Annotated in this window: 18 protein-coding genes; 11 read left to right on the forward strand and 7 right to left on the reverse strand. The window is 65.7% G+C overall.

Annotation, left to right across the window (positions count from 1 at the left end; all coding sequences use genetic code 11):
- Window positions 1-64: 64 nt before the first annotated feature.
- From XH92_RS32015 to XH92_RS32025, 3 genes are read right to left on the reverse strand one after another with little or no spacing between them, the layout of a single operon-like run.
- Window positions 65-2,008, reverse strand: a complete 1,944-nt coding sequence (locus tag XH92_RS32015; protein ID WP_194455694.1) for an alkyl/aryl-sulfatase — start codon at window positions 2,006-2,008, stop codon at window positions 65-67.
- Window positions 2,009-2,055: 47 nt separating this feature from the next.
- Complete coding sequence (locus tag XH92_RS32020; RefSeq protein WP_194455695.1) at window positions 2,056-3,876, reverse strand: NAD(P)/FAD-dependent oxidoreductase; 1,821 nt, start codon at window positions 3,874-3,876, stop codon at window positions 2,056-2,058.
- 49 nt (window positions 3,877-3,925) lie between these two features.
- Window positions 3,926-5,170 carry an acyl-CoA dehydrogenase family protein gene (locus tag XH92_RS32025; RefSeq protein ID WP_194455696.1) on the reverse strand — a complete coding sequence of 415 codons (1,245 nt, stop codon included), beginning with the start codon at window positions 5,168-5,170 and terminating at the stop codon, window positions 3,926-3,928.
- Between the two features lie 104 nt (window positions 5,171-5,274).
- On the opposite strand from XH92_RS32025, the gene XH92_RS32030 reads away from it, so the two are divergent.
- Entirely contained in the window at window positions 5,275-6,063 is a 789-nt protein-coding gene (locus XH92_RS32030; RefSeq protein WP_194455697.1) for an IclR family transcriptional regulator, read from the forward strand.
- A 44-nt stretch (window positions 6,064-6,107) separates the two neighbouring features.
- Window positions 6,108-7,088: a tripartite tricarboxylate transporter substrate binding protein gene (locus XH92_RS32035; protein ID WP_194455698.1), complete on the forward strand. Its 981-nt coding sequence runs from the start codon at window positions 6,108-6,110 to the stop codon at window positions 7,086-7,088.
- A 7-nt stretch (window positions 7,089-7,095) separates the two neighbouring features.
- Here the strand turns inward: XH92_RS32035 and XH92_RS32040 are convergent, their stop codons facing one another.
- The 3 genes from XH92_RS32040 to XH92_RS32050 are packed head-to-tail and all read right to left on the reverse strand — an operon-like array spanning window position 7,096 to window position 11,019.
- Window positions 7,096-8,199: an ABC transporter ATP-binding protein gene (locus XH92_RS32040; RefSeq protein ID WP_194455699.1), complete on the reverse strand. Its 1,104-nt coding sequence runs from the start codon at window positions 8,197-8,199 to the stop codon at window positions 7,096-7,098.
- A gap of 15 nt (window positions 8,200-8,214) precedes the next feature.
- Window positions 8,215-9,252 (reverse strand): ABC transporter substrate-binding protein, encoded by a 1,038-nt coding sequence (locus XH92_RS32045; RefSeq protein ID WP_246787770.1) that lies wholly within the window; start codon window positions 9,250-9,252, stop codon window positions 8,215-8,217.
- Between the two features lie 24 nt (window positions 9,253-9,276).
- Window positions 9,277-11,019, reverse strand: coding sequence for an iron ABC transporter permease (locus XH92_RS32050; RefSeq protein WP_194455700.1), 1,743 nt, complete (start codon window positions 11,017-11,019; stop codon window positions 9,277-9,279).
- 509 nt (window positions 11,020-11,528) lie between these two features.
- On the opposite strand from XH92_RS32050, the gene XH92_RS32055 reads away from it, so the two are divergent.
- From XH92_RS32055 to soxA, 8 genes are all read left to right on the forward strand, one after another.
- Window positions 11,529-12,941, forward strand: coding sequence for an MFS transporter (locus XH92_RS32055; RefSeq protein ID WP_194455701.1), 1,413 nt, complete (start codon window positions 11,529-11,531; stop codon window positions 12,939-12,941).
- Window positions 12,942-13,093: 152 nt separating this feature from the next.
- Window positions 13,094-13,543 (forward strand): (2Fe-2S)-binding protein, encoded by a 450-nt coding sequence (locus tag XH92_RS32060; RefSeq protein WP_194455702.1) that lies wholly within the window; start codon window positions 13,094-13,096, stop codon window positions 13,541-13,543.
- A 10-nt stretch (window positions 13,544-13,553) separates the two neighbouring features.
- Window positions 13,554-15,764 carry a xanthine dehydrogenase family protein molybdopterin-binding subunit gene (locus XH92_RS32065; RefSeq protein WP_194455703.1) on the forward strand — a complete coding sequence of 737 codons (2,211 nt, stop codon included), beginning with the start codon at window positions 13,554-13,556 and terminating at the stop codon, window positions 15,762-15,764.
- Window positions 15,765-15,821: 57 nt separating this feature from the next.
- Complete coding sequence (locus XH92_RS32070; RefSeq protein ID WP_194455704.1) at window positions 15,822-17,093, forward strand: NAD(P)/FAD-dependent oxidoreductase; 1,272 nt, start codon at window positions 15,822-15,824, stop codon at window positions 17,091-17,093.
- Entirely contained in the window at window positions 17,080-17,535 is a 456-nt protein-coding gene (gene soxX / locus XH92_RS32075; RefSeq protein ID WP_194455705.1) for a sulfur oxidation c-type cytochrome SoxX, read from the forward strand. The genes XH92_RS32070 and soxX overlap by 14 nt, the downstream gene beginning before the upstream one ends.
- A gap of 9 nt (window positions 17,536-17,544) precedes the next feature.
- On the forward strand, window positions 17,545-18,009 hold the full coding sequence (locus XH92_RS32080; RefSeq protein ID WP_246787773.1) for a SoxY-related AACIE arm protein: 465 nt from the start codon (window positions 17,545-17,547) through the stop codon (window positions 18,007-18,009).
- Window positions 18,009-18,329 carry a thiosulfate oxidation carrier complex protein SoxZ gene (gene soxZ / locus XH92_RS32085; protein WP_194455706.1) on the forward strand — a complete coding sequence of 107 codons (321 nt, stop codon included), beginning with the start codon at window positions 18,009-18,011 and terminating at the stop codon, window positions 18,327-18,329. Before XH92_RS32080 ends, soxZ begins: the two co-directional genes overlap by 1 nt.
- Complete coding sequence (gene soxA / locus XH92_RS32090) at window positions 18,326-19,099, forward strand: sulfur oxidation c-type cytochrome SoxA (RefSeq protein ID WP_194455707.1); 774 nt, start codon at window positions 18,326-18,328, stop codon at window positions 19,097-19,099. Before soxZ ends, soxA begins: the two co-directional genes overlap by 4 nt.
- Window positions 19,100-19,247: 148 nt before the next feature.
- Here soxA and XH92_RS32095 read toward each other — a convergent pair whose 3' ends face one another.
- Entirely contained in the window at window positions 19,248-20,021 is a 774-nt protein-coding gene (locus XH92_RS32095) for a ferredoxin--NADP reductase (protein WP_194455708.1), read from the reverse strand.
- 171 nt (window positions 20,022-20,192) lie between these two features.
- On the opposite strand from XH92_RS32095, the gene XH92_RS32100 reads away from it, so the two are divergent.
- Entirely contained in the window at window positions 20,193-21,389 is a 1,197-nt protein-coding gene (locus XH92_RS32100) for an amidohydrolase family protein (RefSeq protein WP_146985184.1), read from the forward strand.
- Window positions 21,390-21,495 lie beyond the last annotated feature (106 nt).

A 21,495-nucleotide genomic window follows, 5' to 3' on the forward strand; every position in this document is an offset into this window, starting at 1 on the left:
CCCTTCGAGACGCGCGCAAGAGCGCGCTCCTCAGGGTGACGGGTATAGTTCTTGGTGTGCGGCCTTACGTCACCATCGTCCGCTTCGGTTCGACGATCTCGAACATCCGCGGGAATTCGTCCATCAGCATCATCAATTCGCCGAGCCGCAGCGGCTCGCCCGATACCTTGACCTTGCCGGCGCCGACGGCTTCCGGGAACGTGGTCAGCTTGGCGATGACCTCGTCGAGCACGCTTCGCGCCAGCGTGAAGCTGGCGTGCGCATCGGCTGCCTGCGCGCCCTTGACGTAGGTCAGGGCCGAATTCTCGAGGTTGAGCACGAAGGTCTCGCCCGTGTCGGTAAAACTCCAGTTCAGCACGATGCGCTTGTCTTCGGCCTTCGGGCCGTTGAGACGGACACCGAGCACGTCCCAAAGCTGCTCGGTGCGCAGCGCAGCCAGCGTCTCGCGCGGCATCGGCGAGCGCGGCGGCGTCTTCGGCATGCCCTGCCGCAGCTCCTGGGCGCCGAACAGATAGGCGTTGCGCCAGGTCGAGCTCTCGGCGGCATAGCCGAGCTGCTCGAACGTGTCGGCCAGCAATGCACGGGCCGCCTGGTTGTCCGGCTCGGCGAACACGAGGTGGCTGACGGCCTGCGCGACGAAGCGGAATTCACCCTTGGCGAAATCCGCGGTGGCGCGTTTCAGGATCGCATCGGCGCCGCCCATATACTCGACATACTTCTTGCCGGCCTCGACCGGCGGCAAGGCATCGAGATTGACCGGATTGGCGTCGTACCAGCCGAGATACTTCTGGTAGATCGCCTTCACATTGTGCCTGATGTGGCCGTAATAGCCGCGGCCATGCCAGGCGCCCTCCAGGCTCTGCGGCAGGCGGATCGTCTCGGCAATCTCGGCCGCGTTGAGGCCGTGGTTCATCAGCCGAATTGTCTGGTCGTGCGCGTATTTATAGAGGTCGCGCTGCTGGCGGATCATGGTATCGATCCGCTCCTTGCCCCACACCGGCCAATGGTGCTGGCCGCACATCGCCTCGGCCTTGCCGCCCCACATCTGCAACGCCTCGCCGAGATATTTCGACCACGCCAGCGCATCGCGCACGTCGGCGCCGCGGAACGGGAGCAGGTTGTGGAAATTGTGCGTGCAGTTCTCCGCGAGGTTCAACAGCTTGTAGCGCGGGATGTAGAAGTGCATCTCCGCCGGCGCCTCGCTGTTCGGCGCCATCTGGAATTCGAACTCGATCCCGTCGATCACGCGCTTGTCGCCCGTCGTGATGATCAGGTCGGTCGGCCGCAGCAGCGCGACGCCGCCCGCCGCCATGGTCTTGCCGAGGCCGCAATCGACCTGGCCGCGCACGCCCTTGGCGAGGAACGGTCCGAACTGGTATTGCGCGCGGCGCAGCATCGCCGGCCCCGCGATGATGTTCTCGGAGACCGCGTGCTCCATGAAGAAGTTCGGCGCGATGATCGGCACGCCGGCCGCCAGCATGGCGTCGTCGAGCACGCCGCGCGCGCCGCCCCAGTGGTCGGTGTGGGTATGGGTGAAGATCACGGCGGCGACCGGCTTCTTGCCGCGATGCTGGAAGTACAGCTCCATCGCGGCGCGCGCGCCCTCGATCGAGGTCAGGGTGTCGACCACGATGACGCCCTTGTCGCCCTCGATCAGCGTCATGTTGGCGATGTCGAGCCCGCGCACCTGGTAGACACCCGGCACCACCTCGAACAGGCCATGATGCATGTTGAGCCGCGACTGCCGCCACAGGCTCGGATCGACGGTCGCAGGCGCTTTCTCCTCGGAGAGGAAGCCGTAAGGCTCGAGGCTCCAGACCACCCTGCCCTGCGCCGAGGTGACGCGCGCGTTCTCGATCGTGCCGAGGAAGCCGCGCGCAGCGTCGTCGAAATCCCTGGTGTCGGCGAACGGCAGCTCCTTCAGCGTCGCCTCGTGCTGCGCAATGACCGGCGCGGATGCCGCCTTCGGACCTTCGTGCGACGTCTCACCTGCGGTTGTCTGGGTCATACTCAGGCACTCCCTCGTTTGGCAGAAATCAGTCCCGATCGCGTCGTTCAGCGGAATTGCAGGCCTTCGAACTGACCGCTGTTGCGCCACCCGTCGATATATTTGAAGTAAGCCAACGCGCCCGCCGGATAGCCGACATTGAGCTTGGCCGCGGGCCCCGGCTCGCGGCCCTCATTGTTGTAATAGCCGGGCGTGCAATCGGGCCCGCCGATCATCCGGCCGACCGCGGTCAGCAGCAGCTCGACCCAGCGGTTCTCGGCTTCCTTGCTGACTTCGATTTCCTTGAAGCCGTTGTCCTGCGCATGACCGACCATCAGGGCGATGGTGCGCGCCGCTTCCGTCAGATTATGCGGCACGTTGGAGATCAGGTTGGCGCCCTGTGTCGGCTGCACGAAGAACAGGTTGGGGAAGCCATGCACATGGATGCCGTGCTTGGTGCGCATGCCCTCGGCCCAATACTCCGACAGCTTGGTCCCGTCGCGGCCGGTGGCGTCGAAACCCGCCCGCCGCTTGTACTCGGTGCCGACCTCGAAGCCCGACGCGTAGATGATGCAGTCGAGCTGGTATTCCTTGCCCGCGACGACGATCCCGTTCTCGGTGATCTCCTCGACGCCCTTGCCGTCGGTGTCGATCAGTTGCGTGCCGGGCGTGTTGAATGCCTGAAGATAGGCGTCGTGAAAGCATGGCCGCTTGCAGAGCTGGCCGTACCAGGCCTTGAGGTTCTTGGCGGTCTGGGGATCGCCGACGATGGTGTCGACCCGGTTGCGGATCTCCTCCATCTTCTCGAAGTCGGAATCCTCGAACACGGCCCGCATGTTTTCCACGGTCCGCTGCTCGCGCGGCAGCAGCATCACCTTGGCGCGGATCCGCTTCGACAAATCGGTCCAGCCGTCCTGCACCAGATCTTCCTCGGCCGACCCGCCGGCCTGGTTGGCGGTGAAATTCTCCAGCCAGCGCTGCTGCCAGCCCGGGGTCGCGATATCGGCGAACCAGTCCGGGTCGATCGGACCGTTGCCGCGCACGTCGACCGACGAGGGCGTGCGCTGGAACACGTAGAGCTCCTTGCAGGCTCGCGCGAGGTACGGAATGCACTGCACCGACGTCGCGCCGGTTCCGATGATGCCGACCCGCTTGTCGGCAAGCTTATCCATCGGCGCGCCTTTGGGATCGCCGCCGGTGTAGTCGTAATCCCAGCGGCTGGTGTGGAACGAGTGGCCCTTGAAGCGCTCGATGCCGGGAATGCCTGGCAGCTTCGGCACATGCAGCGGGCCGGTGCCGATACCGACATATTGTGCGGTGAAGGTATCGCCCCTGGTGGTGCGGATGATCCAGCGCGATTGCGCCGCATCCCAGTCGAGGCTCGTCACCTCGGTGTGAAACAGCGCGTTGTCGTAGAGATTGAACTGCCGGCCGATCCGCTGGCAGTGCGCCAGGATTTCCGGCGCATGCGCGTACTTCTCCGACGGCATGTGGCCGGTCTCTTCGAGCAGCGGCATGTAGACCATCGACGCCGTGTCGCACTGTGCGCCGGGATACCGGTTCCAGTACCAGGTGCCGCCGAAATCGCCGCCCTTCTCGACGATGCGGACGTCCTTGACGCCGGCCTCGGTCAGCCGCGCCGCGGTGGCGAGCCCGGCAAAGCCGCCACCGATGAAGGCGAAGGTGACATGGTCGGTCTTCGGCGCGCGCTCGACGACCGGCGTATAGGGATCCTCGAGATAATGCGCGAGCTGGCCCTTGATCTGGAGATACTGGTCATTGCCGTCGGGACGCAGCCGCTTGTTGCGCTCCTCCTGATACTTCAGGCGCAGCCGATCCTTGTCGATCGCGGCGGGCTTTGCGTCTGGGGCATGCTCGGTCATCGTCATCGGAAGGGCGCCTCGTTTCAGGATAATTCGGTGGACACTCTAGCGCCGGTCAGGCGGGATGTGCAGCAAGATAGGGCGAGTTGGCGATCGACCATTCCGGCATCGGCTCCATCCGGAATATCTGCCGCAGATGCACCTCGTCGGGCCCGTCGCCGATCCGCAGCAGCCGTCCCCACGCCAGCGCCTGATGGATCGGCGTATCGTCGGAGCCGCCCATCGCGCCGAACACCTGCATCGCGCGGTCGGCGATCTTCTGCAGCATTGCGGGCACCGCGACCTTGATCAGCGAGACGTCGCGCCAGGCGCCGTGATGGCCGGCCTGATCGAGCCGCCAGGCGCAGCGATACGCGAGCAGCCGCGCCTGCTCGAGCTCGACGCGGGCTTCGGCGATCCAGCGCTGGACGGTGTCGTACTGGATCACGGTGCGCCCGAATGCACTGCGCTCCGCGGCGCGCGCCATCATCAACTCGATCAGGAGCTCGCACAGCCCGATCGAGCGCATGCAATGGTGGATGCGCGCCGGTCCGAGCCGGATCTGCGCGACCTTGAAGCCCTCGCCCTCCGCACCGATCAGATTCTCCGCCGGCACCCGGACATTGTCGAACGCGAGCTCGCCGATCGGCGCTGTATGATCTTCACAGCCCATCCAGCGCAGCCGCCGCACCAGCCGCACGCCGGGCGCATCCATCGGCACGATGATGCAGGAATGCCGGCTGGTCCGCTCGGCGCCGGCATCGGTGACGCCCATCACGATCAGGAAGCTGCAGCGGGGATGCGCCGCACCGGTGATGAACCATTTGCGGCCGTTGAGGACGTAGTGATCGCCGTCGCGCTCCATCCGCGTTGCGATGTTGGTGGCGTCGGACGATGCGACATCCGGCTCGGTCATGCCGAAGGCGGAACGCGTCTCGGCGTTGAGCAGCGGATGCAGCCAGCGCTTCTTCTGCTCCGGCGTCGCGCAGGCTTGAAGCGCGATCATGTTCGGCACGTCGGGCGCCTGGCAGTTGAACACCTCCGGCGCCCAGAACAGCCGCCCCATGATCTCCGCCAGCGGCGCGTAGTCGAGATTGGAGAGGCGCGTGCCCGGCTCATCCTCCGCCAGTTCGGGCAGGCCGAGATTCCACAGGCCCGCCGCGCGCGCCTGCTGCTGCAGCTCGGCCATGAAGGGCGGCGTGTCGCTGTGGGCGCGGACATGGTCGAGCCAGGCGCGATGGCGCGGCAGCACCGCCTTCTCGAAGAAGGCCAACAGATCTTTCCGCCACTGCTCCGACCGTTCGGACAGATCGAAATCCATGCCGCCTCCCGTCCTTTTGCGCGGCAGATAAGCCCATATCGAAATGATTTGCAAATTCATTTCGATATATTGACAAACTGACCTATTTGCGATCATTATTTCGCATGGCGGTATTGTCCTCGCTCGAATCTCAGACGGATCCCTCCTTTGCGACCACCCTGGCGCACGGGCTCGATCTACTCGCCGCCTTCCGCAACCACAGCGGCCCGCTCTCGAATGCGGAGCTTGCCGAGCACACCGGCCTGTCGCGGCCGACCGTCTCGCGCCTGACCTACACGCTGGAGCAGCTCGGCTATCTCAGGCGCGACGCCAAGGGCCGCTTCGTGCTCGGGCTCGGCGTGCTGGCCGCCGCCTATCCGGTGCTGTCGTCGCTGAAGGTCCGCCAGCTCGCGCGTCCGCTGATGCGCGACTTCGCCGCCTATACCGGCGGTACCGTGTCGATCGCGATGCCGTTCGGGCTCGACTTCATCTATGTCGAGACGCTGCGCACGACGGACGCGGTGCCGCACGTGCCTGACGTCGGCTTTGTTTCCTCGCTGGCGCCGACCGCGGTCGGGCGCGCGCTGCTGTCGCTGTTCACGCAGGACGAACGCGACGCCTATGTCGCGCGCGTCAAGGCCGAGCGCCCTGAGGAGCTCGACTACGTCGAGCGGCGCACGCTGCCGGACATCGAGCTCTGCAACGAGCGCGGCTTCGCGGTTTCGCTCGGCGAATGGCGTCGCGAGATTTTTGGCGTCGCCGCGCCGCTGTACCGCACCCCCGCCGGCGAATGCCTGTCGGTCAATTGCGGCATCCCTTCGTTCCGCTTCAGCGCGGAGCAGATCGAGCGCGAATGCGGGCCGCGCATCCTCGGGCTCGCCCGCAGCATCCGCTCGCTGGTGGCCAACGGCTAGACCACGCATCGCACGAACGATGCGGGAGATATCGGGAGGGAGAGATGCGCGGCATTACAACCGCCATAGCTTTGCTTGCGGCCATGATCACGGCGGCGTCCGGCAGCATTGGGGCTCGGGCGCAGGACAACTACCCGAGCCGGCCGATCCACATCATCGTGCCCTACCCTGCCGGCGGCATCGTCGATATCGTCGCACGCGCCGTGACCGAGCAGGTCGGCCGCGACTGGAAGCAGACCGTCGTGGTGGAGGCGCGGCCCGGCGGCAACAGCAATATCGGCACATCAGCCGTCGCGCGCAGCGAGCCGGATGGCTACACCTGGCTCGTCACTGGCCCCGCTTTGCTGGTCAACCCGGATCTCTACAAGGACGCCGGCTGGAACGCGGCGAAGGATTTCAGGTGCGTCGGCCTTGCGGTCTGGAATCAAAGCGTGGCGCTGGTGCATCCTTCCATGCCTGTGAAGACCATCGGCGAATTCGTCGAGCTGGCCCGCAAGCGGCCCGGAGAGTTCAACTTCGGCAATCCGGGCACGGGATCGTCGATCGACCTCAGCGCCCAGAAGCTGTTTCAGGTCGCCGGCATCAAGCTGACCAATGTCGGCTACAAGGGCCAGCCGCAGGCGCTGATCGACCTGATGACCAACCTGATGCATTTCGAGATCGTCTCGCTCGAGCTCGCGCTGCCGCACATCAAGGCCGGCAGCGTCAAGCCGCTCGCGGTGTTCACCGACAAGCGCGTCCCCGATTTGCCCGATGTCCCGACCATCGCGGAGGCCGGCTTTGCCGAGGCCGCCTACGTGCCGTGGTACGGCATCTACGTGCCGGCCGCGACGCCGGCGCCGCTACTTGAGAAGATCAATGCGGCGATCAACGCGGCGTTGCAGAATCCCGACGTGCAGCGCCAGCTCTCGCTGGCCAACATTCCGGGCAAGCCGATGTCGCTCGATGAGCTCGCCGCCCTGATGAAGGCCGATCAGCAGAAGCTGACGACCGTGATCAAGTCTGCCGGAATGGCGTTGCAATAGCGCCTGCTCAGTCATGCGACGCCGGCCCGCTGTCGCGATACGCCCACAGGCACTCGCGCGGCAGCGCGACCGGCGCCTCGACGCCGACCTGATGGCGCGCGGCAGTGCCGAGCTCGATCGCCTCCAGGCGCTTGCCGAACAGCTCGATGCCGTAGGCGGTCTGGGTGCCCTGATATCTGCGGTCGAGTACCTTGGCCGAGAACGTATTAGCGCCATCGGGCCGGCCGATCGCGATGTTCTCGGGCCGCAGCGCAATCCGCACCTTGTCGTCGGGATGAAGCGTCTGGCACAAGGCCACCTCGCCTTGCCGGCCATCGCCGAAATCGACCGTGCCATAGCCGCCGTTGCATGCGACCAGCGTGCCGGCGAGCTCGTTGGTCGCGCCGGTGAAGTTGGCGACGAACAGATCGGCCGGCCGGTTGTAGATCACGTCGGGCGTGTCCATCTGCAGCAGCTTGCCGTCGCGCATCACGCCGATCCGGTCGCCGAGCACGACCGCCTCGGCCTGATCATGGGTGACATAGAGCGCGGTCATCCCGGTCTGCTTGAGAATGACGCGGAGATCGTCGCGCAGCCGCAGGCGCAGTTTGGCATCGAGGTTCGACAGCGGCTCGTCGAGCAGCAGGAGTTGCGGCCGGTACACCATGCTGCGCGCCAGCGCGACACGCTGCATCTGCCCGCCTGAGAGCGCCACCACCGGCCGGTCGGCATAGTCGGACAGCCCGACCAGCGCCAGTGCGTCCTCGACCATGCGCGTGGCGTCGGTGCGCCCGACCGTGCGGTGCTTGAGCGGATAGATCACGTTCTGCCGCACCGTCATATGCGGCCACACCGCATAGGACTGGAATACCATGCCGAGGTTGCGCGCGCGCGGCGGCACCAGGATGCCACGTGCAGGCGACGACACCACCCGGCCGGAAATGCTGATCTCGCCGTCGGTCGGATGCTCGAGCCCGGCGACGCAGCGCAGTGTCGTGGTCTTGCCGCAGCCCGACGGTCCCAGCAGCACGACGATCTCGCCGGCCGGCACGCCAAAGCTGACGCCGTCGATCGCCGGGCGGCCGATCGCGAACTGCTTCCTGAGATTGGTGACCTCGAGCGTCGCCGTCATCGCTTGCCTCGCCGCCTATTGCCGATAGCCGAACGTCTTGTCCCAGTCCGCGACCCACGCGGCGTGCAGCTTCACGTAGTCGTCGAACTTCGGGTACCAGAGCTTGACCACCTTCGGATCGAACCCTTCCGGAAATGCCGGCGGCTCCTTCAAGGAGGTGAGATTGCCGAGCTCCTTGATCATGAAGGTCTGCCCTTCCTTCGACAGGCACCAGTTCAGGAACAGCTTTGCCGCGTTGGGATGGGCAGCCGTCTTCGGGATGCCGCTCGCATAGGGATTGACCGGAGCTCCCTCAGGCGGAAAGAAGATCTCGATCGGCGCGCCGTCCTTCTTCTTCTGGTAGATCACGTTGTAGAGCAGCGGCGCGATCGCGATCTCGCCGCGCACCAGGGCATCGGCGGTCGGCGCGCCGGAGGGATAAAGCACGGGATGGGTCGCGGCCTGCTTGGCCCAGTAGTCCTCGCCGAGCACCTGACGCTCGAACATGATCCGGGTCCAGGTGGTGCCGCCGGACTGCGCGAACACCTGCCCGATCAGCTTGTCGTATTGTGGCTTGGTCAGGTCCATCCAGGATTTCGGCGGATCCTTCACCAGCTCGGTGTTGTAGCCGATCGACCATGCGATGGTGGCGCGCGGCCATAGCTTCGGCGAGATCAGCGCGTCCTTGCTGTAGTCGGCCGCGTTCGGCGGCGCGTAGTCCTGGAACAGATCTTCCAGCGGCTGCATCAGCGCGCGGTCGGAATGGTCGACGACGTCGGCGATCAGCTTGCCGGCCGCGGCTTCCGTCTTCACGCGGGTGATCAGCTGGCCGCCGGGGGCGCGGACCATCTCGACCTTGATCTCGGGAAAGCGCTTGTTGAAGGCCTTGATGACCTGCTGCTCGATCTCGGCAAAATTCGCGGTGTAGAACACGAGCTTGCCTTCGGCCTTCGCGGCGGCAATCAGTTCCGCCGAGCCGAACTCCTGGGCTAGCGCTGCCGGCGCCAGCGCGAGCGTTGCGGCGCTCGCCAAGGCCAGTGTTACGGCCAGCGTGGTGAAGGTTCGTCTATCCATCGCCAATCCTCCCCATATTTATTGTTATCCGGTTCGCGCCACATCGCTCTGCGCCGCGCCGCGCGACAGCCAGTTGGCACCGCCGATCAGCACGCCGAGCAGCACGGTCTGCACCAGGCTGAAGGCCGCGGTCTTGCCGATGTTGCCGCCCTCGTAATAGTCGAGCAGCAGCACCGACATCACCATGGTGTTGCTGGTGTAGAGGAACAGTGACGAGCCGAGCTCGCGGATCGCCAGCACGAACAGCAGCGTCATCGACGCCAGCACGCCCGGCCGCGCCAGCGGCAGCACGATCGTCGCGATGGTGCCGAGCGTGCCCCGGCCGCAGACCCAGGCCGCCTCCTCGAGCTCGCGATGGATCTGCAGGAACGAGGTCGACAGCGCCTTCACGGTGTCGGGCATGAAGCGCGCGATGAACGCGAGCGCGAGGATCCAGATCGTGCCGTAGAGCCCGCCCGGCACGCCGATCCAGGCCCAGAGATAGGCAACGCCGACCACGAGCCCGGGGATCGCGACCGGCAAGGTCGAGATCAGGTCGATGGCGCCGCGCCCGGCGACGCGGGTGCGATGGATGGTGTAGCCGATCGCAAAGGCGAGCGCGCCGCCGACCACCGCCGTGATGACCCCGACCTCGATCGCGTTGTAGATCGACTTCATGGTCAGCGGATTGTCGAAGATGCTCTCGAAATGCGTCAGCGAATACTGCCGCATGTCGAACAGGCTGGCCGCGTCGCGGATGAACATGAACTTGCGGAACGCGGCGACGATCAGCGCCAGCGACGGCAGCACCACGACGACCAGGAGATAGACCATCCCGAGCGCGAAGGTGAGCCAGCGCCACGGCCCGAGATCGAGGCTGCGTGGCCGGAACGCCTTGCCGGCGACGGTGGTGTAGCTGCGCCCGCTCAGCAGTTTCTGCTGCAGATAGACCAGCAGCCCCGTGACCACCATCAGGATGATCGCGACCGCGGCTGCGGTGTTGTAGAGCGGCGGCGACCAGTTGGTGAGCTTGAAGATGTAGGTCGTCAGCACGTTCAGATTGGTCGGCGCGCCAAGCACTGCCGGGATGCCGTAGATGCCGAGCATCACGATGAACGACAGCAGCATGCCCGAGACGATCGCCGGCATGATCAGCGGGAACGTCACCGTGAACAGGGTGGCGAACGCGCCGGCGCCGGAAATTTCAGCGGCCTCCTCCAGGCTCGGGTCCATGTTGCGCAACGCCGACGACGTGAACATGTAGACATAGGGCGCGTAGTAGATGCCGAACACGAACACCAGGCCCCACATCGAATAGAGATCGATGCGCAGGTCGGAGCCCATCCACTTGAACACCGTGTTGATCAACCCGGTCTTCGGCGAGCCGAGGATCGCCCAGGCGACGCCCGCCACCAGCGGCGGCGCGAACAGCGGCAGGATGCTGGCCGCGGCGATGAAGCCCTTGAACGGCGTGTTGGTGCGAACCACGATCCACGAGAACAGCAGCCCGATTGCAACCGCGATGAGGGTGCCGCCGCCGCAGGCGATCAGCGTGTTGAGCAGCGCCTCGGCGACGTTCGGATTGGCCAGCACGGCGAGGAAATTGGCGATCGACAGATGGCTCAGGCTGAGCCGGATGCCGTCGACCACCGGATTGGTGTCGGTGAGCGCGCCGAGCAGCAGCATCAAGACGGGATAGATGACGAGGAAGCTGAGGATCGCCAGCAATCCCGCGACCCAGAGGCCGGTGAATGCGCGGCGCTGGGTTCCCTCGCTGGCGCTTCGCATGGCTTCACCGCGCCGGTCGGCCTGTCCGTGCAATGCGCGCGTCCCCTCTTGCGGCCCGATCTGACGTCGCGCCTCCTTGTATGCCAAGCGTAGTCGATCGCGACGATGACGCAAGCTATCCGAAAGTCGCTCCGGCGCGCTTCTGTGACGCAGCGCGGGAACACGAATTCGATCGATCGCGCTCACGCGCCACAAACGCTGTGTCGTCCTGGCGAAGGCCAGGACCCATAGCCGCCGAATTGGATTGTGGAAGGGATCGCCGCCCCAGCGACGCGCAACAATTCTCATTTGGGGTAATGGGTCCTGGCTTTCGCCAGGACGACGATGAGGATGGTTCTCGCGCGATATGACGCACCGTCTTTGCGTACTTCATCCCGGTGTCATCGCCCTCTCGGCCGCAGCCTGCCGGCGTTCCCGGCAAGGCCGCTTCGCATACGCATCATGCAACAGCGCGGCTGGGGAACGTCGGGCCGGCGTAGTACATGGCGGTCCCGGAGACGATTTCAGGCATGCTCGAGAAGACCCCGACCACCGGCGCGGCTGCTGCGCCGATCACCGATGGACTGCCCGATGGCTTGCCTTGGGAACGCCGGCGCTGGGCGGTGGCCGCGATCTTCACGGCGCTGGCGATGGCCTCGCTCGATACCGCGATCGCAAACATCGCGCTGCCCGCGATCGCCAGCGATCTGCATGTCAGCCCTGCCGACGTGGTCTGGGTCGTCAACGTCTACCAGATCGCCCTGGTCGCGACGCTGCTGCCGCTCGGCGCACTCGGCGAAATCGTCGGCCACCAGCGGATCTATCTCGGTGGTCTCCTGCTGTTCACGGTGGCGTCACTCGGCTGCGCGCTGGCGTGGTCGCTGCCGAGTCTCCTGGTCGCGCGTACCTTGCAGGGGCTCGGCGCCAGCGGCCTGATGAGCGTCAACACCGCGCTGGTGCGCTTCGTCTATCCGAGCCGGATGCTCGGCCGCGGCTTCGGCCACAATGCGCTCGTGGTCGCGAGCGCCATGTCGCTCGGGCCGACCATCGCCTCCGGCATCCTCGCGCTCGGTCCATGGCCGTGGCTGTTCGCCGTCAACATTCCCTTTGGCGTCGTCGCCTTGCTGATCGGCATGAAAACGCTGCCGAAGACGCCGCGCGCCACCCACGCCTTCGACTTCGCCGGCGCCGCACTGGCCTGCGCCTGCCTCGGCCTGTTCATCATCGGCATCGGCAGCGCCGCGCACAAGGCCGCGCCCGCGCTGGTCATCGCCGAGCTGGTCGGCGCCATCCTGTTCGGCTGGATCCTGACCCGGCGGCACGCCGATCATCCGGCGCCGATGCTGCCGATCGACCTGTTTCGCCGGCCGATCTTCGCGCTGTCGGCCGCGACCGCTGTCTGCTCATTTGCTGTGCAGGGCCTCGCCTTCGTCTCGCTGCCGTTCTACTTCGAGGACATACTGCACCGCTCGCAGGTCGAGACCGGCTTCTTCATGACGCCCTGGCCGCTGGTGGTCGCCTTCATGGCTCCGATCGGCGGCCGGCTGTCGGATCGCTATCCGGCCGGCATCCTCGGCGGCATTGGCATGCTCCTGCTCGGACTTGGCATGGTGCTGCTCGCAACCCTGCCGGCCGAGCCCAGCATCGCCAACATCGTCTGGCGCACGATGATCTGCGGCATCGGCTTCGGCTTCTTCCAGACCCCCAACATGAAGGCGATCATGTCGAGCGCGCCGTCACATCGCAGCGGCAGCGCCAGCGGCATCGTTGCGACCGCACGGCTGATCGGGCAGACCACCGGCGCTGCACTCGCTGCGCTCTGCTTTGCATTGGCCGACCGCGAGGGCGCCACCGTCGCGCTGGCGCTCGGGGCCGGATTTGCCGCGCTCGGTGCGGTCATGAGCTTCCTGCGTCTGGCCGTCGCCTCGCCGCAAAAGACATGACAGGCATGTCGCGCGTGAGGGCGTGACCAAACACCGCGCTATCAACTTTCTTCCGCACTGCAAACGCGTTTTCTTGATTTGAACCGTTCCAGTTTCGAGGCCAACATCGCCCCGAAGTCCAATCGGAGGATTGGACCATTCAGGGGAAAGCGATGGCAAACCTCAAGATCAACGGCAAGACAATCAATGTAGACGTCGAAGACGACACGCCACTGCTGTGGGCGATTCGCGAGAATGTCGGACTGACGGGGACCAAATACGGCTGCGGCATTGCACAATGCGGCGCCTGCACCGTGCATGTCGACGGCGTCGCGATGCGCTCCTGCGGCGTCACGGTCGGCGAGACAGCCGGCAAGGAGATCACCACCATCGAGGGTCTCGCGGCGGGCGGCGTGATGCACAAGGTGCAGCTCGCCTGGATCGCGAGCGACGTGCCGCAATGCGGCTATTGCCAGAGCGGCATGATCATGGCGGTCGCGGCGCTGCTTAAGGACAACCCGAAGCCATCAGACGACGACATCAACGACGCCATCACCAATATCTGCCGCTGCGGCACCTTCCAACAGGTGCGCGAGGCGATCCATGCTGCCGCGAACGCGTGAGGAGGCAGCCATGAATCTGCACGTCAACCAGCACCTCATGCCAAAGCTCTCTTCACGCCTCAATCGCCGCGCTTTCGTGATCGGTACGGCAACCGCCGGCGCCGGTCTCGCGCTCGGCCTCGATCTGCCGTTCGGCGGCCCCGCCGTGGTGCGCGCAGCTGACGGCGCACCTGAGGTGAACGCTTGGGTCGTGATCCGGCCCGACGACACCGTGGTGATCCGCATCGCCCGCTCCGAGATGGGCCAGGGCACGCTGACCGGCCTCGCCCAGCTCGTCGCCGAAGAACTGGAGTGCGACTGGTCGAAAGTCACCACCGAATATCCGACGCCGGGCCAGAGCGTCGCCCGCAAGCGCGCCTGGGGCGATTTCTCCACCGGCGGCAGCCGCGGCATCCGCACCTCGCAGGACTATGTCCGCAAGGGCGGCGCCACCGCGCGCGTGATGCTGATCCAGGCCGCGGCGAACGAGTGGAAGGTGCCAGCCGCCGAGTGCAAAGTCTCCAACGGCGTCATCACCCATACGGCATCGGGCAAGACCACGACCTACGGCAAGGTGGCGGAAGCAGCGGCCAAGCTCGAGCCGCCGGCCGACGTCAAGCTGAAGGACCCGAAGGACTGGACCATCGCCGGCAAGGGCCTGAAGCGGCTCGACACCGTCGACAAGACCACCGGCAAGATGACCTACGGCATCGACGTCAAGCTGCCGGGCATGCTGAACGCCGCGATCAAGGATTGCCCGGTATTCGGCGGCAAGTTGAAGAGCTTCGACGAAGCCAAGATATCAGGCATGAAGGGCGTCAAGAAGGTGGTGCCGGTCGGCGACAGCGCCGTTGCCGTCGTCGCCGACACCTGGTGGCACGCCAAGACTGCGCTCGACGCGCTGCCGATCGTCTGGGACGAAGGCGACAATGCCAAGGTCTCCAGCGAGACGATCGCGAAGTGGCTCGCCGAAGGCCTCGACAATGCGCAGCCGGCCTATGTCGGCAACCAGAACGGCGACGCCAAGGCGGCGATCGCCAGCGCGGCCAAGAAGGTGGAGGCGGTCTACAGCTACCCCTACCAGAACCACGCCACGATGGAGCCGATGAACGCCACCGTACTCTACACGCCTGACAAATGCGAGGTGTGGTGCGGCACGCAGAACGGCGAGGCAGCGTTCGCGGCGGCGCTCGAGGCCTCCGGCCTGCCGGCGGAGAAGGTCGACGTGCACAAGCTGATGCTGGGTGGCGGCTTCGGCCGGCGCGGCATGACCGACTATGTCCGCCAGGCGGTGGCGATCGCCAAGCAGATGCCGGGCACGCCGATCAAGCTGTTGTGGTCGCGCGAAGAAGACATGCAACACGGCAAGTATCACCCGGTCACGCAGTGCAAGCTGACCGGCGCGTTCGATGCCGACAGCAACCTGGTCGCGCTGCATTACCGGCTGTCGGGTCAATCCATCCTGTTCTCGGTGCGGCCGGAAGCGCTGCAGAACGGCATGGACCCCGCCGCGTTCCAGGGCGTCGCGCAATCCGGTGAGGCCGCGATCGGCTATGCGGTGCCGAACTTGCTGGTCGAGCACTCGATGCGCAATCCGCACGTCCCGCCGGGCTTCTGGCGCGGCGTTAACGTCAATCACAACGCGATCTACATGGAATGCTTCATGGACGAGCTGGCCCAGGCCGTCGGCCAGGACCCGCTCGAATTCCGCCGCAAGCTGATGGGCAAGCACCCCAAGCATCTCGTCGTGCTCAACGCCGTGGCCGAGAAGATCGGCTGGGGCACGCCGGCGCCGCAGGGCGTCTATCGCGGCATTGCGCAGGTGATGGGCTATGGCAGCTATGTCGCCGGCGCCGCCGAGATCTCGGTGACCGACGGCAGCAAGATCAAGGTGCATCGCATCGTCGCCTCCACCGATCCCGGCTATGTCGTCAATCCGGCGCAGGTGGAGCGGCAGATCGCGGGCTCCTTCGTCTACGGCCTCAGCGCGCTGTTTTATGGCGGCTGCACCGTGAAGGACGGCCGCATCGAGCAGACCAATTTCGACACCTACAACTCGATGCGCATCAACGAAATGCCGAAGGTGGAATCCGTGATGGTGCCGAGCGGCGGGTTCTGGGGCGGCGTCGGCGAGCCGACCATCGGCGTTGCGGCGCCGGCGGTGCTCAACGCCTATTTCGCGGCGACGGGAAAGCGCATCCGCTCCTTCCCGCTGCGCACCCAGAACATCTCCTTCGCCTGATCAAACCCGAAGCGGCGGCCCGACCGGCCGCCGCTTCCTTTTCTCGGATTCTCGTGCATGGCCGTCACGCGTCTGCCGACGCGCAGGGATGTGGTCCGTGGCTCCGCTGCCGTCGCAGCGGCGGCATTGGCGCGTCCGGCCCTGGCGCAAGCCGCCCCGCGCATCGCGGTGATCGGCGGCGGCTTCGGCGGCGCGGCTTGTGCGCGGGCGCTGCGGCGGCTCGATGCCAAACTCCAGGTTACGCTGATCGAGCCGAACAGGACCTTCACCGCCTGCCCGTTCAGCAACGAGGTGATCGCTGGCCTGCGTGAACTTTCCGCGCAGCAATTCAGCTACGACAAGGTTGCGGCCGACGGCGTCACGGTCGCCGCACAGGCGGCCATCAAGGTCGATGCGCAGGCGCGCAGCATCACGCTTTCCGATGGCACGACGCTGTCCTATGACCGGCTTGTGCTGGCCCCCGGCATCGACATGCATTTCGACGCCCTGCCCGGCTATGACGAGGCAGCCGCCGAGAAGATGCCGCACGCCTGGAAGGCCGGCGCGCAGACCATGCTCCTGCGCAAACAACTCGAAGCCATGGACGACGGCGGTCTCGTCGTGATCGCGGTGCCGGCCGCGCCGCTGCGCTGTCCGCCGGCGCCTTACGAGCGCGCCAGCCTGATCGCGCATTACCTCAAGGCCATGAAGCCGAAGTCGAAGATCCTGGTGCTCGACGCCAAGGACAATTACTCGCAGCAAAAGCTGTTCGAGAAGGCCTGGGCGGAGCTCTATCCCGGCATGATCGAGCGGATCGCACTGTCGCAGGGCGGCCGCGTGACGTCGGTCGATCCGGCGATCAACGAAATCGTCACCGACTTCGGCAACTACACCGCCGCGGTGGCGAATGTGATCCCGCCGCAACGGGCCGGCCGGATCGCGGAGATCGCGGGTGCCGCCGACCACACCGGCTGGTGCCCGATCGATCCGGTCAGCTTTGCCTCGAAGCTCGTGCCCAACATCCACGTCATCGGCGATGCCGCGATCGCCGGCGGCATTCCGAAATCCGCCTCGGCGGCGGCCGCGCAAGGCCGGGCTTGCGCAGCCGCGATCGTCAACGCGCTTGCAGGCAAGCCACCGGAGACGCCGCGGCTCGATGGCGCCTGCTACAACACCGTCGCTCCCGGCTACGCCTTCTCGCTCAAGGGCATCTATCAGCCCAAGGAGGATCAGTATGCCGAGGCGGAGGTGACCACGAGCCCGGTCGACGCGCCGCGCGAGCTGCGTCAGCGCGAGGCCGATCAGGCGCTCGACTGGTTCAAGACCATTACGGGAGATGCCTTTGGCTAGGCTCGCCCCGATAACGTTGCTGGCCGCGGCATTGTTCGCAGCCTGCGCGCCGGCCAGCGCCGAAGAGTTGCGCCCCTATACCGTGGTCGGCGATGCGATTCCCGCTTCGCTAACCGGAACCAAAGGCGACGCGACCCGCGGCCGCGCTTCGATCGTCGAGCGTTCCTCCACTTGCATCCTCTGCCACAGCGGCCCATTTCCCGAGCAGGCGTTCCAGGGCGACCTCGCGCCGAACCTGGCTGGAAGCGGCGGCCGCTGGTCGGAGGGACAGTTGCGGCTCCGGCTGGTCGATGCGGCGCATCTCAATGCGGCGACGATCATGCCGTCCTATTATCGCGTCGACGGGCTCACGCGCGTCGGCGCCTCGTGGCGCGGCAAGCCGATCCTGTCGGCGGAGCAGATCGAGGATATCGTGGCCTATCTTGTGACACTGCGGAACTAGGACCAAGCGATGGCGAATTCAATCCACACCTCACGCCGCACGGTTCTGAGCCTCGCCGGAGGTGCCGCAGCGCTGGTGATCGTGCGTCCCGCCGACGCGACGCCGGCGATGCTGCAGACCGCGATCCGCAACGTCGTCGGCGAAGCCAATGTGCGAACCGGCAAGGTCAAACTCGACATCCCGCCATTGGTCGAGAACGGCAACACGGTGCCGATGACGGTCAGCGTCGCGAGCCCGATGACCGCGGACGAGTATGTGAAGAGCATCCACGTCTTCAACGAGAAGAACCCGCAGCCGAACATCGGCAATTTCTATCTGGGGCCGCGCGCCGGGCGTGCCCAGGTGTCGACGCGCATCCGCCTCGCCGACAGCCAGAAGGTCACCGCCATCGCGCGGCTCTCGGATGACACGTTCTGGTCGGCGACCGCTGACGTCGTGGTGACGCTCGCCGCCTGCACCGAGGAGGCGATCTGATGCCGTCCGCCCTGATCAACGTGCCGAAGAAGGCCAAGCGCGGCAGCGTCATCGAGATCAAGACGCTGATGTCGCACATCATGGAGACCGGCTATCGCCACACCGCGTCGGGCGACGTGGTGCCGCGCGACATCATTACGAGCTTCACCTGCCGCTTCAACGGCACGGAAGTGTTCCGCGCCGATCTTTATCCTGCGATCGCGGCCAATCCGTTCATCACCTTCTTCACCACGGTAAGCGAGAGCGGCAAGTTCGAGTTCGAGTGGATCGGCGACAAGGGATTTTCGGAGACCGCGCAGGCTTCGATCACGGTCGAATGAGGATTGCGGTCTGCATCGCGCTGCTGACGGCTGTGGCAGGCGCGGCGCTCGCCACTGAGATTCCGCAAGCCGAACGCCGCTCCGGCTATAGCTTCATGAGCCCGGACACCAGGGCGATGCAGGACGAGGACACCGCCAATCCCGGCATGCTGTTCGTGCTCGACGGCGAGGCGCTGTGGAAGCGCAAGGCCGGCAGCGCCGACAAGGCCTGCGCCGACTGCCACAATGATGCGCGGCTCACCATGAAAGGCGTCGCGGCGCACTATCCCGCGTTCGAGAAGGCGCTGGGGAGACCGGTCGACCTCGAAGCGCGGATCAACCTCTGCCGCACCAACCACCAGCAGGCCTCGCCATTCGTCTATGAGAGCCGCGAGCTGCTGGCGCTGACGGCCTATGTCGCGCAGCAATCACGGGGAATGCCGATCGCGGCCGGCGACGATCCGGAGCTCGCGCCATCCATTGAGAAGGGCCATGCGCTGTTCACGCAGCGGCAGGGCCAGCTCAATCTGGCCTGCGCGAATTGCCACGACGACAATTGGGACAAGAAGCTCGCGGGCAGCCCGATCACGCAAGCGCAGCCGACCGGCTATCCGCTCTATCGGCTGGAATGGCAATCGCTGGGATCGTTGCAGCGGCGGCTGCGCGCCTGCATCACCGGCATCCGCGCGCAGGCTTATGATTATGGCTCGCCCGAGCTGATCGAGCTCGAGCTCTATCTGATGTCGCGGGCGCGCGGCATGCCGATCGAGACGCCCGCGGTCAGGCCCTAACGCATCAGCCCATCGCAAGCGACGCGAAGCAATCCATTGCTCCCGGCTGTACCGGAAGATGGATTGCTTCGTCGCTTCAGCGCAAAATTGCTGTGCAATTTTGCCGTGAACTCTTCGCAACGACGGGGCTGGAGATCAGCGCGAAGCTTTAGCGCTCGGCGAACGCCTTCTCCACCACGAACTGCGCTGGCTCGCCGTGATTGCCCTCAGCGAAGCCGCGGCCATTCAGCAGCGTGCGGGTGTCGGCGACCAGCGCCGGCGAACCGCAGATCATGACGCGGTCATGCGCGGCATCGAGCGCCGGCAGGCCGATGTCGGCGAACAGCTTCCCCGAGGTGATGAGGTCGGTGATGCGGCCGCGGTTGCGGAACGGATCGCGCGTCACGGTCGGATAGTAGATCAGCTGGTCGCGCACCAGCTCGCCGATCAGTTCGTCCTGCGGCAGCTTCTCGGTGATCATCTCGCCGTAGGCGAGCTCCTTGACGCGGCGGCAGCCGTGCAGCAGCACGACCTTCTCGAACCGGTCATAGGTCTCGGGATCCTTGATCACGCTGAGGAACGGCGCGAGGCCCGTGCCGGTGCCGATCAGATAGAGGTTGCGGCCGTCCTCGAGATTGTCGATGACCAGCGTGCCGGTGGCCTTGCGGCTGACGATGATCTCATCGCCTTCCTTGAGGTGCTGGAGGCGCGAGGTGAGCGGACCGTCCGGAACCTTGATCGAGAAGAATTCGAGCGTGTCCTCGTAATTCGCGCTGGCGACGCTGTAAGCGCGCAGCAGCGGCTTCTCGCCGACCTTGAGCCCGATCATGGTGAACTCGCCGTTGCGGAAGCGGAACGACGGATTGCGCGTGGTCTTGAAGGAAAACAGCGTGTCGGTCCAGTGATGGACGCTGAGGACGCTTTCCTGGTTGAAATTGCTCATCGCACCAACCCCTGATTTGTGCTGCGGCGGGCAAGGACTTGAACCAGTTGACCGGCCGGATCGTTTGTATACGATCATTCGTATACAAACGAATAATCCGGCTTGATCGAAAAGTCAAGCCGGGCTCAAATTCCCGGGCAATTTCGGAAAGAAAACAGAAGGAAAACACCCATGGCTCACGACGCGCCCCAGGCCACCGGTCCCAGCAAGCTGGTGATCCGCAATATCGGGCTATTGCTGTCGGGAGCGCTGGAGAAGCCGATCCTGGACGCCGATACCATCGTCGCCGAGAACGGCAAGATCACTGCGATCGGCCGCCTCAAGGACGTCGACACCGACGGCGCCACCACGATCGTCGACGCCATGGGCACGACGGTCGCGCCCGGCCTGATCGACAGCCACGTGCATCCCGTCGCCGGCGACTGGACGCCGCGGCAGAACCAGATCAACTGGATCGACAGCTATCTGCATGGCGGCGTCACCACCATGATCTCCGCCGGCGAAGTGCACATGCCCGGCCGGCCGCGCGACGTGGTCGGCGTGAAGGCGATGGCGATCTTCGCGCAGCGCGCGTTCTGGACGCTGCGGCCGGGCGGCGTGAAGGTGCACGCCGGCGCGCCCGTCATCGAATGCGAGATGGTCGAGGACGATTTCAAGGAAATGGCCGCCGCCGGCGTCAAGCTGCTCGGCGAGGTCGGGCTAGGTGGCGTGAAGGACGGACCGACGGCGCGGAAGATGGTCGGCTGGGCGCGCAAATACGGCATTCAAAGCACGATCCACACCGGCGGCCCGTCGATCCCGGGCTCCGGCCTGATCGACAAGGACGTGGTGCTGGAGGCCGACACCGACGTGGTCGGCCACATCAACGGCGGCCACACCGCCCTGCCCGACGACCAGATCCGCTGCATCTGCGAGGGCTGCAAGCGCGGGCTCGAGCTGGTGCATAACGGCAACGAACGCTCGGCGCTGTTCACCTTGCGCACCGCGCGCGAGATGGGCGATCTGCACCGCGTCATCCTCGGCACCGACGCACCGGCCGGCTCCGGCGTGCAGCCGCTCGGCATCTTGCGGATGGTCTCATTGCTGTCCTCGCTCGGCGAGCTGCCTGCTGAGCTCGCATTCTGCCTTGCGACCGGCAACACCGCGCGGATGCGCGAGCTCGACTGCGGCCTGATCGAGGTCGGCCGCTCCGCCGATTTCGTGCTGATGGACAAGGCGCAGCACTCGCCGGGCAAGAACATCCTGGAGAGCGTTCAGCTCGGCGACCTCCCTGGCATCGGCATGACCATCATCGACGGCATCGTCCGCACCCAGCGCAGCCGCAACACGCCGCCCGCAGGCAAGGTGCCGGAGATCGTCGCGAAGTAGTGGGCGAGAACAACTCTTAATCCGTCCCCCCCCCCCCCCCGCGCAACGGCTCTGCCGTTGTCGCTGGAGGTGCACGCGCAGCGTGCCTCGAAGGCTGCCCGGCCCG

This window comes from Bradyrhizobium sp. CCBAU 53421, assembly GCF_015291625.1.
Taxonomy (GTDB): Bacteria; Pseudomonadota; Alphaproteobacteria; order Rhizobiales; family Xanthobacteraceae; genus Bradyrhizobium.

Coding starts and splice junctions, on each gene's coding strand:
- XH92_RS32015 (WP_194455694.1), bottom strand. CDS start 2,008: ATGACCCAGACAACCGCAGGTGAGACGTCGCACGAAGGTCCGAAGGCG.
- XH92_RS32020 (WP_194455695.1), bottom strand. CDS start 3,876: ATGACGATGACCGAGCATGCCCCAGACGCAAAGCCCGCCGCGATCGAC.
- XH92_RS32025 (WP_194455696.1), bottom strand. CDS start 5,170: ATGGATTTCGATCTGTCCGAACGGTCGGAGCAGTGGCGGAAAGATCTG.
- XH92_RS32030 (WP_194455697.1), top strand. CDS start 5,275: ATGGCGGTATTGTCCTCGCTCGAATCTCAGACGGATCCCTCCTTTGCG.
- XH92_RS32035 (WP_194455698.1), top strand. CDS start 6,108: ATGCGCGGCATTACAACCGCCATAGCTTTGCTTGCGGCCATGATCACG.
- XH92_RS32040 (WP_194455699.1), bottom strand. CDS start 8,199: ATGACGGCGACGCTCGAGGTCACCAATCTCAGGAAGCAGTTCGCGATC.
- XH92_RS32045 (WP_246787770.1), bottom strand. CDS start 9,252: ATGGATAGACGAACCTTCACCACGCTGGCCGTAACACTGGCCTTGGCG.
- XH92_RS32050 (WP_194455700.1), bottom strand. CDS start 11,019: ATGCGAAGCGCCAGCGAGGGAACCCAGCGCCGCGCATTCACCGGCCTC.
- XH92_RS32055 (WP_194455701.1), top strand. CDS start 11,529: ATGCTCGAGAAGACCCCGACCACCGGCGCGGCTGCTGCGCCGATCACC.
- XH92_RS32060 (WP_194455702.1), top strand. CDS start 13,094: ATGGCAAACCTCAAGATCAACGGCAAGACAATCAATGTAGACGTCGAA.
- XH92_RS32065 (WP_194455703.1), top strand. CDS start 13,554: ATGAATCTGCACGTCAACCAGCACCTCATGCCAAAGCTCTCTTCACGC.
- XH92_RS32070 (WP_194455704.1), top strand. CDS start 15,822: ATGGCCGTCACGCGTCTGCCGACGCGCAGGGATGTGGTCCGTGGCTCC.
- soxX (WP_194455705.1), top strand. CDS start 17,080: ATGCCTTTGGCTAGGCTCGCCCCGATAACGTTGCTGGCCGCGGCATTG.
- XH92_RS32080 (WP_246787773.1), top strand. CDS start 17,545: ATGGCGAATTCAATCCACACCTCACGCCGCACGGTTCTGAGCCTCGCC.
- soxZ (WP_194455706.1), top strand. CDS start 18,009: ATGCCGTCCGCCCTGATCAACGTGCCGAAGAAGGCCAAGCGCGGCAGC.
- soxA (WP_194455707.1), top strand. CDS start 18,326: ATGAGGATTGCGGTCTGCATCGCGCTGCTGACGGCTGTGGCAGGCGCG.
- XH92_RS32095 (WP_194455708.1), bottom strand. CDS start 20,021: ATGAGCAATTTCAACCAGGAAAGCGTCCTCAGCGTCCATCACTGGACC.
- XH92_RS32100 (WP_146985184.1), top strand. CDS start 20,193: ATGGCTCACGACGCGCCCCAGGCCACCGGTCCCAGCAAGCTGGTGATC.